The sequence below is a fragment of the Bradyrhizobium sp. UFLA05-108 genome, assembly GCF_059803455.1.
Map to the genome: position 1 here is coordinate 1 of NZ_JBANAZ010000130.1, position 10,422 is coordinate 10,422.

Genomic DNA, 10,422 nt, shown 5'->3' on the forward strand with positions numbered 1-10,422 from the left:
TCAACGGTGTCCACACTGCCGAAAACGACTCCTTGAAAAACACTGGCGCAGACCGATTCTGCCAAAGTAGTGCTAGTCGAGGCAGAGCCGCCGGGCTTGGGAGGCCATCGTGTCCTAATGCACGGCCTTTTGCTAGCGAGTGGTCTGGCCCTGTCAGCCGGATTGAGTGATAATTGCAATGGAGGCAGAATGCGATCTTTTCGCGGAGGCAGCTTTAGCGCAAAGCCGACGTCGACGAGTTCCAAGTCGTGCGGCAGCCTTCGAACAGCGGGGCCACTCAGATCAGTTGAACAGCGATTTTGCCACCGCTCTCGCATGCTCGACGAACAATTTTGCCAGCGGACCCGGCGTGCGGCTCTTAACGGTGAGGATGGCGATTGCATAGCGCGTGGCGGGAATTCTTGCAGGCAGGATCTTCAAACCGACGCGTCCGGCACTAAACTGAGCAACTGAGTTTGGCAGAATGCCAACGAATTTGCCGGTCGCGATCAGCGTCGTGGTGAGTTGAATCGACAACGTTGCAACTGCGGCTCGCGGGAATTTCAATTCGGCGGCGGCAAAGATTCCCGAAATGATTCCGCCAGGCGTACTGTCAGACGGCGGAAGCACCCAGGACTCCTCCGTCAAATCAGCAAGCTCGACGCGGCGACGGCGTGCCCAACTGCTGTTTGCGCCGACGACCGCGACAAAGGGCTCTTGTAGCAGCGGCTCGACCAGTAGGTCATCCTCGACAAAAGGATCCGGCAGCCGCCCGACGAGAAGTTCGACCTTGCGCTCGCGGAGCAGATTGAACTGCAACAGCGCTATGTCGGCATGGAGTACTCGCAACTGCACGCGTGGATGCTGCTGCAGCAGACGCTCCGAGATCGCCGGCATGATGCCGGCATTCATAATTTCAGGACAACCCACCGCAAGTTCGCCCGACGTTGGATCGGTGAGGAATTCGATTTGCTTCAGCCCCTGCCGCATCTCGTCGAAGACATTGACGCCGCATTTGAGCAGCGCCGCCCCGTAGCGGGTCACTTCGACCCCCTGCGAGGTGCGATCGAACAGCTTTACTCCCAGCGTTTGCTCGAGATCGGAGATGGTCTTCGACACGACAGGATGGGAGATCGCAAGCTTTTGCGATGCTTTCGCCATGCTGCCCGATTCCGCCACCGCGAGCACCACGTGAAGGTCGCGCAGCTTGATGCGGCGGCCGATCCGATCCGACCAGTCCATTTTCGCCCCCTTAGTCTATAGGCTACAGGGATGTCTCAAAATCGGACTTTCAAACTACTGCGGACATAGCCAGTATTTCAACCTACCGCGGCGATCATTGAATCCCGACGGGGAGGGGGGCCGACTCTGAGAGGAGGCCAGCAATGCCAGGGAATTCCATTCTTTCGGCTGCCGTTCTCGCAACGTCGATCGCCGCATCCGGTAGCGCTTTTGCGCAAGCCACCGTCAAGATCGGGATGGTCCTGCCGATGACCGGCCCGCTGGCGGCTGCAGGGCAGCAGGTGCTTGCGGGCGCGCGCCTCTACATCAAACAGCACGGCGAGACCGTGGCCGGCAAGCGGATCGAGCTGATCGTGAGGGACGACGCCTCGTCCGGCGAGACCGGCAAGCGCATGATTCAGGAACTCGTCGTCAACGACAAGGTCGACCTCATCGGCGGCAGCTTAACGGCCGACCTCATGTCCAGCGCACCGCTGCTTACCGAAGCGCAGAAGCCGACGGTGATCATGATTTCAAGCACGACCGCGGTGGTCGGGAAGTCGCCGTTCTTTGTACGCACGAGCTGCACGCTGGCGCAATCCTCGGCTGTCCTCGCAGATTGGGCAGCAAAAAAGGGGCTCGGCAAGGCGGTGACGCTGGTCACCGAGTTTGCCCCCGGACTCGAGGCGGAAGAAGCCTTTACCAATAACTACAAGGCGGCGGGTGGTCAGGTCGCCGAGGCGATCCGCGTTCCGCTCCGCAGCCCCGACTTCGCGCCATTCCTGCAGCGCGTCAAGGAAGCCGCCCCGCAGGCGCTGTTCGTGTTCATTCCCTCGACACAGGCCGCGGCCTTCGCCAGGCAGTTCGTCGAGCGTGGCCTCGACAAGGCCGGCATTGCATTGATCGGTCCCGGCGACCTCACCGACGACGAAGCGCTGCAGAACATGGGCGACGCCATGTTGGGTACGGTCACCGCGCATTTCTACTCGGCCACGCACGCGTCCGCCCTGAACAAGGCGTTTACCGAGGCCTACCAGAAGGAAGCGAAGGAGCGCGCGAATTTCATGGCCGTGTCGGGTTATGACGGCATGAACCTCATCTATGAAGCACTGAACAAGACTGCCGGCTCGACCGACGGCAAGACCCTCGTTGCCGCGATGAAGGGCATGGCCTGGGATAGCCCGCGCGGCCCCATGTCGATCGACAAGAACAGCGGCGAGGTTGTGCACAACATCTATATCCGTAAGGTCAAGAAGATCGACGGTGAGCTGCGCAATGCCGAGTTTGAGACCTTCAACAATATCAGAGACCCCCGCGTGGCCGTCGCGAAATGAGGGATGCGCGTGTCATCGTCGTGGGCGGCGGCATCGGCGGGCTGAGCCTTGCGCTCAGCCTGCATCAGGCTGGCGTATGCGTCCGCGTCTACGAAGCGGCGCGCGATCCATGTCCGCTCGGCGTCGGCATCAACCTGCAGCCAACGGCGGTACGCGAGCTGACGGAGCTTGGGCTCGGCGATGCTCTTGCAGAGACCGGAATTGCCACGCGGCGCCTGAATCTTTGCAACAAGTTTGGACAATTGATCCATAGCGAGCCGAGGGGGCTGGCAGCTGGATATCTTTGGCCGCAAATTTCCATCCATCGCGGCGAGCTGCAACTGATCCTGCTTCGCTTAACGCGCGAGCGCATCGGCGATGAAAATGTCCGCACTGGAGCGAAACTGGTTGGCTTCGAGCAACACAGCGGTGGTGTACGGGCTCGTTTCAGCGACCGGGATTCCGGTTCGGAACTGTTTGACGAGGCCGATGTGCTAGTTGGTGCCGACGGAATCCATTCCGCTGCGCGGCTCCAGCTTTATCCCGACGAGGGACTGCCTTGCTTTGCACGGCAAATCCTGTGGCGAGCGGCGGTCGCGGCCGAGCCGTTCCTCGACGGGCGGACGATGGTCATCGCCGGGCATTTCCATCAGAGGATTATCGTCTACCCGATCGGCAAGGCGGCCGGGGGCAAATTGCTAACCAACTGGATTTGCCAAATGACGGTCCCGGATCAGGCGCCGTCGCGGGAAGATTGGAACAAGCGCGTCGAAAAGCAGGCAGTGCTCGCCGCATTTGAGCGTTGGCGATTTCCCTGGCTCAATCTGCCGGCGCTGATCGAGCAATCGCACAGCATTTACGAGTTTCCGCTGGTTGATCGCGACCCCGTCGCGGCTTGGTCGTTTGACCGTGTCACCCTTCTCGGCGACGCCGCACATCCAATGCAGCCGACGGGCGGCCAGGCTGGTTCGCAAGCCGTTCTGGATGCTCGGAGCCTTGCCCGCGCAATGATCGAGACTGACGATCCCGTCGCGGCGCTGGAGCGCTATGAAGCAGAGCGTCGGCCCGCGATGAACGATATCATCTTGCGAAACCGGAAACTCGGACCCGAAGTCGCGATGCAGCTCGTTGAAGAGCGAGCGCCGAACGGGTTTGCCCGTGTCGAAGACGTGATCTCGCGACTTGAGCTCGACGGCATCACGAAATCGTTTGCCGCGGCCGCGGGCCTCGATGTCGAAACGGTCAATCATAGACCGTCCTATCTGTCTCAGCAGGGACATTTCCGAGGCCTGCTTTCGACGTAAGGACCCGGCAGACGGAAGGCATGTCCCAGTTAAGTCAAATGCGAAAAAAATTCAACCTGAGCTCCGCTAAGCCATCCTGACCAGTCCTCAATCTTGCGTTCACCATTTCGCTGACGGGCCACCCGCAGACTCCGCGGTGGCGCAAAGCGGTCATAGCCCGGCCCACGCACGTCGCCAAAGAGCCAATGGGTGACATGCCGCTGGGATTGCAAATGTTGTTACTCTATCAGCAGCAGTCCGCGTTTCTTATCACCGTCGAACGTATTTACAGCCGCGAACAGCCGCTTTCGCTCGACTAGCCATGGCCGGTAGTCGGAATTGACATCGAGCACGAAAACTAGGTCCTCGGCTTCGAGATAGCCCCCGATAGACGAATGATGCCCAACACCAGCACCAAAAATTTGCGAGCGATCGAAATTCACGATGTAGCGTCGGCCGGGATCGTTTGAGCGACGCAGGGGCGGATTCAAGCGGTCGTCGCAACACCTGAACGAAGGAGGTTGCGATGGGCATTCGAAAGCGAGGATCACACCGTTCCGGACGAGCGCCGTTGCCGTCACCGGGACGACCGCCAGTAGCGGGGCGATCTGCACTCCAGCGATTTTGGTTGGGGATCGCGCAGGGGATGACCAGCGAGGATGCTGCATTGGCGGCTGGTATGTCGCAGCCTGTCGGAACCAGATTGTTCCGACAGGCGGGCGGCATGGCACCAGCGATGTTCAAAACTTCGACCAAGCCGCCGTCCGGGCGGTACCTCTCGTTTGCGGAACGTGAGGAGATTGCACTTCTTCGCGTTCAGGGCCTTTCGAGCCGCGAGATCGGACGCCGACTTAGCCGATCCGTCTCGACCATCTCCCGTGAGCTACGACGCAATGCCGCGACGCGCAGCGGCGGCCTGGAGTATCGTGCGTCGACAGCCCAATGGCACGCCGAGCGATCGGCCCGTCGACCCAAACCGAGCAAGCTTGCGCTCAACACAACCTTGCGCACTTATGTGGAGCAGCGACTGGCCGGCGTCGTCACGACCCCGAGTGGCGCTGCCGTTCCTGGTCTCGCCGTTCCGTGGAAGGGCCGCCGGCATGGCCCGCGCAAGGATCGGCGATGGGCCAGGGCTTGGAGCCCAGAGCAGATTGCCCGACGCTTGCCGATCGACTTCCCGGACGACAAGACGATGCGCATCAGCCACGAAGCCATCTATCAAGCCCTCTTCGTTCAGGGGCGGGGAGCGCTACGCCGCGAACTGTCGGCCTGCTTGCGAACGGGGCGCGTGTTGCGGGTCCCCAGGGCGCGCGTACGCAGGCGAGGCAAGAGCTTTGTCTCGCCGGAGATCATGATCAGTCAACGCCCCGCCGAAGCGGCCGATCGCGCGGTGCCGGGTCACTGGGAGGGAGGCCTCATCCTTGGTCTTGGCAGCTCGGCGATCGGCACGCTGGTTGAGCGTACGACGCGCTTCACGATGTTGCTGCATCTTCCCCGGCTTGCGGGGCATGGCGAAGCTCCGCGCATGAAGAATGGGCCTGCTCTCGCAGGACACGGAGCTGAAGCGGTGCGCGACGCGATTACGCGCACCATCATCAGCTTGCCCGAAGAGCTGCGTCGTTCGCTGACCTGGGATCAGGGAGCTGAAATGGCTCAGCACGATCGTCTTAAGATCGACGCGGGTGTCCAAATCTACTTCTGCGATCCGCAAAGCCCATGGCAGCGTGGCACCAACGAGAACACAAATGGGCTGCTGCGTCAGTACTTCCCGAAAGGCACCGACCTGAGCGTCCACAGCGCCGACGAGATCGCCGCCGTGGCCGCGGCCCTCAATGCTCGACCGAGAAAAACCCTGGGTTGGAAAACGCCGGCAGAGGCGCTTGACGAGTTACTATCGTGAGTGAACACAATCGGTGTTGCGACGACCGCTTGAATCCGCCCAATATGCTTCGGCGGAGTATCGCAAGATGATGCAGTCCGCCGGTTTTCAGGCCTCGATGAGCCGCAAGGCCGATTGCTATGATAACGCGCCGATGGAGAGTTTCTTTCACACGCTCAAAACGGAACTCGTCCATCACCAGCATTACGAAACACGTGAGGAAGCCACACGTGATATCTTTGCTTACATCGAGGGCTTCTACAACCGCGCATCAGAACACCCATCTGTCTATGTTGTTGAAGAGAAGAGACTTTGCTGATTGGGATGCGATCCCGTGGGGTATCTTGGGTTCTGTCGCGCTCGTTCGGCGATAGATTGAGCAGCAGTTGTTAATAGCTCGGTGCGGGCGAAGATCCACGGGCCGTCCGATAGCGGGTGGATGGCTTCGATCTCGCCGGCTTCGGCGGCTAGCCGCAGCGTCTTGGGCGCGATCTTGAGGAGTTTTGCGGCATTGCTGAGGTTTAGCCAGGGCTCGATCCCGTCCTCGGCGGGCTTGAACACCGGGATGCGATAGCTCGAGCGCATCGAGGTGACACGCTCGCGCGTCCAGCGATTGCCGTTACCTGTCTTGAGGCCGTTGCGGTTGAGGAGGCCGGCGATCAGATCGTCACTGGCGATCAGCACCAGTCGGCGCACAGCCTCGATGATGTTGGCGGAGGTGCTGTTACGCTGCCCGCGCCGGCGCTTGGGCAGGCGTATCTCGCTGTGAACGCCGCCGACCCAGTGGACGACGAGGACGATCTCGGAGGCCGCATCGTCGATATCGGCCACGACCTCATGGATGAGGGTGCGCACAATGCGCTTCTTGAGGCGCGCATCCGTCGTCGGCGCATCCCAGACCGTTTTGAGGTTCGAGGCCAGAACGCCGAGCGAGGCTGGATCAGCAATGGGGGCGGGCGTCGCCGCATCATGCATGGCGATCTTGCCCTCGACCTCCACCGCGTGAGCGAGCGCCCTGTTCCAGCGCGCTTCAAGCTCGCCCGCCACCAGCCGGTTCGCGGGGTCAGCGGCATCGTACTGCCGGAAGGCCCGGTCGGCGGCATAGCGCGCCGCTTCGAGGTCGCGACTGAGAGCCTCGCGCACCTGATCCCGCCGTTCCCCGGCTTCCCTAGCGGTAGCGGTTGCCGCGGCGATAGCGCCCGGACTGACGACGCCGAGCAGTGCCTCCTCGATTGCATCATCGACGCGCAGTCCGCCGAAGCCAATGCAGTGGGGACCGCCATTGTCCATCCAAGCGCGGCTGCAGCTGTAGCGCGGGATATAGTGCTTCATGCCGGAGTACCGGAGTGTGAGCTTGCGACCGCAGCGCTTGCACCGGATCAGACCGGCCAGCAGCGCGTCACCATGCTTGGGCGCGCCGTGATGCCGACCGGTAGGAACGTTGCTGCTGACCATGGTGCGGATCGCCTCAAACCTCTCCCAGCTCACATACCCATCGTGGGTGTTGGGCTTTAGTGCCAACCATTCGTTCCGCGCCTTGCGGCGGATCTTCACGCTCACGCCTTCGGCGCTGTATCCCGCCGCGACAGCCGTCTTACCATAGGCATAGGCGCCGCCGTAGACCGGGTTCTCAATGATCCGGTGGATGGCGGAGTAGCTCGGTCGCCGCCAGGCCGTGTCGCCGTTGGTCTGCTTCACCGGCAGATCGAGATTGTACTCGTGGAGCCAGCAGAGCGCCTGTCGCGCGCTGCCCAGTTCCTCAACCTTGTCGAACACCAGCTTGATCGCTTCCTGGACCCGCCGATCCGGATCTTTCTCATAATGGTCGCCGGCCTTCACGAAGCCGACCGGCGCCGCTACAACCAACTCGCCCCGGCGCGCCTTCTCATAGCGGGCCGAGAGCGAACGCTGGCGCAACAGATCCAGTTCGTACTCGTTGAGGCTGCCTTTGAGCCCGAGCAACAGGCGATCGTTGCCGTGCCTTGGCGCATAGATGGTCTCCTGATCGACCAGAACGGTATCGACCACGCGGCACATCTCGATGAGCTGCTGCCAATCCCGGCTGTTGCGAGCGAACCGCGAGACCTCGCGCGCGCAGACCGCACCAACTTTACCGAGGCAAACCTCCGCTACCATCCGCTCGAAGCCGGCGCGTTGTACCCCGCCGGCAGCCGAACGACCGAGATCATCATCGATCACTTCGATCTCTGACCATCCGAGCGCCGTCAGCCGCTCCCGCATGGCGTATTGCAACGCGCTGCTCTCGCGATTGTGCAACACCTGATGCGCTGAGGATTGACGCACGTAAAGAAGCGCCTTGCGCGCCAGATGATGAGGCCTGACCTTGTCAGAGATCATGACCGACCTCCTTCGCGCGCGGCGTTGCCGTCGCCGATGCATGGGCGAGGATCAACTGCGTCATCAGACTCGTCAGGGCCGCCCGTGCTTCCGCCGGCAGCTCCGACCATGCCGGCGCGCCGATGGCGCTGTTCAACAGGCCGCTCCCGAACAGATCCATCTGTTGCTGCGACCGCGGTTGTCGATTCTGTCGGTATCCGCTCCCTGGCATTGCCGTCTGGCGTGACATGAGTCGCTCCCCGATTCTGGTCGTGAGAGCCTTTGGATGCGCCAGAAAGCAGGGCAGCTGATGGCGTTCGATCCTTCGCTAGATCGAGACACGCAGAGAGCGCCGCAAGTGCATCGATGCTGACAAACGGCTGAGCTGTCAAAAGCTCGGCGTCATAGCATGCCGTCCGGTCGAACATCCATGCTGGAACTTCCAGCCAACGATCTGCTTGCGACCCGTCCAGGCTGCAGCGAAAAACGACATCATCAGCTTTGTCGACGGTCCTATGAACGCAAACTCGCCGACCAAACCAAGGATGATACCGATAAAGAACCTCGCGAAAAACGGTCCTGTGGGCGTTCTCAAACGTTGTTGTATAATCGAAAGCGTCGTCACTCCGCCATCGGCTATATCAGCCCGATCGAGATGGAGCTAAAAGCCGCTTAACTCTGTCCATTTTTTCGGGGGAAGATCGGCGTCCACCGGCATCGGTAAGGAGCTCGCGCGCTGCTGCGCCGAGGGCGGTTTCGATCTTCTAATCGCGGCCGACGAGCCTGCGGTCGAGGACGCGGCGGATGAGCTCCGCCGGCTGGGCGGCAGCGTCGAGTCGGTGCAAGTCGATCTTGCAACTAGCGAGGGCGTCGATAAGCTCTGCGCCGCGTTCGCCGGCCGGCCGATCGATGCGTTACTGGCCAATGCCGCTGTCGGGCTCGGTAAGGCCTTTCTCGATCAGGATTTTGCCAATGTCAGGCGCGTGATCGACACCAACATCACCGGCACGCTCTACCTCATCCATCGCGCCGGAAACGAGATGCTCCGGCGCAATTCGGGGCGCATCCTGATCACCGGCTCGATCGCCGGCTTTATACCGGGCAGCTTTCAGGCGGTCTATAACGCCAGCAAGGCCTTCCTCGATTCATTCTCCTTCGCGATCCGCGAAGAGCTGAGGGATAGCAATGTCACGGTCACGTGCCTGATGCCCGGCGCGAACGTGCGTTCCTCGAACTGCTCGACGAATTGCCCCGCCACGAAAGCTTCCATCAGGTCGATGCGCTGGCAGAAGGCCTGAGGAGCCTGAGTCCCCGACGGCTGCAAATGCTTTTCGACGACTGCAAAAGCGTCAAGGTCAAACGACTGTTCTTCTGGTTCGCGGAGCGACATCAGCACGCCTGGCTCAAACAGATCGACAAGTCGAAAGTCAATCTCGGCACGGGAAAGCGTATGCTCGTCAAGGGCGGCAAACTCGACACCAAATACCTCATAACCATCCCAGACGACCTCAATGCCCCCGTCTGAAAAATATCGGCATCAAGTGGCCTTGTTGAACGAGACGATCCCGTTCGTCGCGGCGGAGCCCGATTTTGCGCTCAAGGGCGGCACCGCCCAAGCTGACCGTCCAGAAAGGCGACGCGCAGATCAAGATCGAGGTCACGCCGGTGATCAGGGGCCGTGTCTTCGAACCGGAGTTGCGCGACGTCTCAGTCGCCTATCGCGAGCCTGGCCGCGACCTGTCCCGTTATCAGCATGAAATTTCTGAATCGTTGGCCCTGATCGATTCATTTATTTAATTGGACGGTCGATTCGGTAATTGCGATTCTGGCGCATGTCCGAACTCACCGTGCAATATATCGTGCTCGAGCGTCGCGATCCGGCCCGGAACATGGCGCGGTTCTATGTGCTCACGATCGAACCGACGCTGTTTGGCGATACGGCATTGGTGCGTGAATGGGGTCGTCTCGGTGCGCGCGGCCGACGGCGGCTCGATCTGTTCAATGGGCACGTGCAGGCCGCCGAGGCCCTCGAGTCCTGGCTCAAGCGCAAAACCCGTCGTGGTTATGTCCAGCGGCACTTTCCGGGCTTGGAGCCGGCGTGCGACACGCCGCAAGCTGGCTGATCTGGACAAAATGTGATCGAAAGTATATCAAAGTAATCCGAAGTCATATTCGGTCGCATTTCAAGAATTGCAAAAGTATTCCATAATCAATATTATGCGAAAGTGAACTTTCGCGTCTTCGCCAATAGTATAGACGATACAAATTCCATAAATGGGTGTTTGGCCCTCTTTCCCCCTGTTCCTGGCGGATGAGCTACGGCTCAATCAGATTAGCACTACTTTGGCAGAATCGGTCTGCGCCAGTGTTTTTCAAGGAGTCGTTTTCGGCAGTGTGGACACCGTTGAGA

General features: G+C 60.7%; 9 protein-coding genes and 4 pseudogenes. 9 read left to right on the forward strand and 4 right to left on the reverse strand.

The window, feature by feature from the left end; genetic code table 11:
* Positions 1-282: 282 nt before the first annotated feature.
* Complete coding sequence (locus SO140_RS44680; RefSeq protein ID WP_474804924.1) at positions 283-1,221, reverse strand: LysR family transcriptional regulator; 939 nt, start codon at positions 1,219-1,221, stop codon at positions 283-285.
* A 143-nt stretch (positions 1,222-1,364) separates the two neighbouring features.
* On the opposite strand from SO140_RS44680, the gene SO140_RS44685 reads away from it, so the two are divergent.
* Both SO140_RS44685 and SO140_RS44690 read left to right on the forward strand, forming a co-directional pair.
* A complete protein-coding gene (locus tag SO140_RS44685; protein ID WP_474804926.1) occupies positions 1,365-2,534 on the forward strand; it encodes an ABC transporter substrate-binding protein in 1,170 nt (389 codons plus the stop codon).
* Positions 2,531-3,817 (forward strand): flavin-dependent oxidoreductase, encoded by a 1,287-nt coding sequence (locus tag SO140_RS44690; protein ID WP_474804928.1) that lies wholly within the window; start codon positions 2,531-2,533, stop codon positions 3,815-3,817. The genes SO140_RS44685 and SO140_RS44690 overlap by 4 nt, the downstream gene beginning before the upstream one ends.
* A 218-nt stretch (positions 3,818-4,035) precedes the next feature.
* Here SO140_RS44690 and SO140_RS44695 read toward each other — a convergent pair.
* Positions 4,036-4,275: pseudogene (locus SO140_RS44695) on the reverse strand (phytochelatin synthase family protein); the annotation flags it as partial.
* Positions 4,276-4,322: 47 nt separating this feature from the next.
* On the opposite strand from SO140_RS44695, the gene SO140_RS44700 reads away from it, so the two are divergent.
* On the forward strand, positions 4,323-5,696 hold the full coding sequence (locus tag SO140_RS44700; protein ID WP_498544101.1) for an IS30 family transposase: 1,374 nt from the start codon (positions 4,323-4,325) through the stop codon (positions 5,694-5,696).
* Positions 5,697-5,733: 37 nt separating this feature from the next.
* Positions 5,734-5,994: pseudogene (locus SO140_RS44705) on the forward strand (IS3 family transposase); the annotation flags it as partial.
* Here the strand turns inward: SO140_RS44705 and SO140_RS44710 are convergent.
* Positions 5,964-8,033, reverse strand: coding sequence for a recombinase family protein (locus SO140_RS44710; protein ID WP_474805046.1), 2,070 nt, complete (start codon positions 8,031-8,033; stop codon positions 5,964-5,966). The pseudogene SO140_RS44705 and the gene SO140_RS44710 overlap by 31 nt on opposite strands.
* A complete protein-coding gene (locus SO140_RS44715) occupies positions 8,023-8,169 on the reverse strand; it encodes a hypothetical protein (protein WP_498544102.1) in 147 nt (48 codons plus the stop codon). The genes SO140_RS44710 and SO140_RS44715 overlap by 11 nt, the downstream gene beginning before the upstream one ends.
* A 273-nt stretch (positions 8,170-8,442) precedes the next feature.
* Here SO140_RS44715 and SO140_RS44720 point away from each other — a divergent pair, with 273 nt between their 5' ends.
* From SO140_RS44720 to SO140_RS44740, 5 genes and pseudogenes are all read left to right on the forward strand, one after another.
* On the forward strand, positions 8,443-8,688 hold the full coding sequence (locus SO140_RS44720; RefSeq protein WP_498544103.1) for a hypothetical protein: 246 nt from the start codon (positions 8,443-8,445) through the stop codon (positions 8,686-8,688).
* A 40-nt stretch (positions 8,689-8,728) separates the two neighbouring features.
* A pseudogene (locus SO140_RS44725) lies at positions 8,729-9,229 on the forward strand (SDR family NAD(P)-dependent oxidoreductase); the annotation flags it as partial.
* Positions 9,229-9,537: pseudogene (locus SO140_RS44730) on the forward strand (type IV toxin-antitoxin system AbiEi family antitoxin domain-containing protein); the annotation flags it as partial. The pseudogenes SO140_RS44725 and SO140_RS44730, both read left to right, overlap by 1 nt.
* Before the next feature lie 65 nt (positions 9,538-9,602).
* Positions 9,603-9,809: a hypothetical protein gene (locus tag SO140_RS44735; RefSeq protein WP_474805088.1), complete on the forward strand. Its 207-nt coding sequence runs from the start codon at positions 9,603-9,605 to the stop codon at positions 9,807-9,809.
* Positions 9,810-9,844: 35 nt separating this feature from the next.
* Positions 9,845-10,135, forward strand: coding sequence for a WGR domain-containing protein (locus SO140_RS44740; protein ID WP_474805086.1), 291 nt, complete (start codon positions 9,845-9,847; stop codon positions 10,133-10,135).
* Positions 10,136-10,422: the final 287 nt, after the last annotated feature.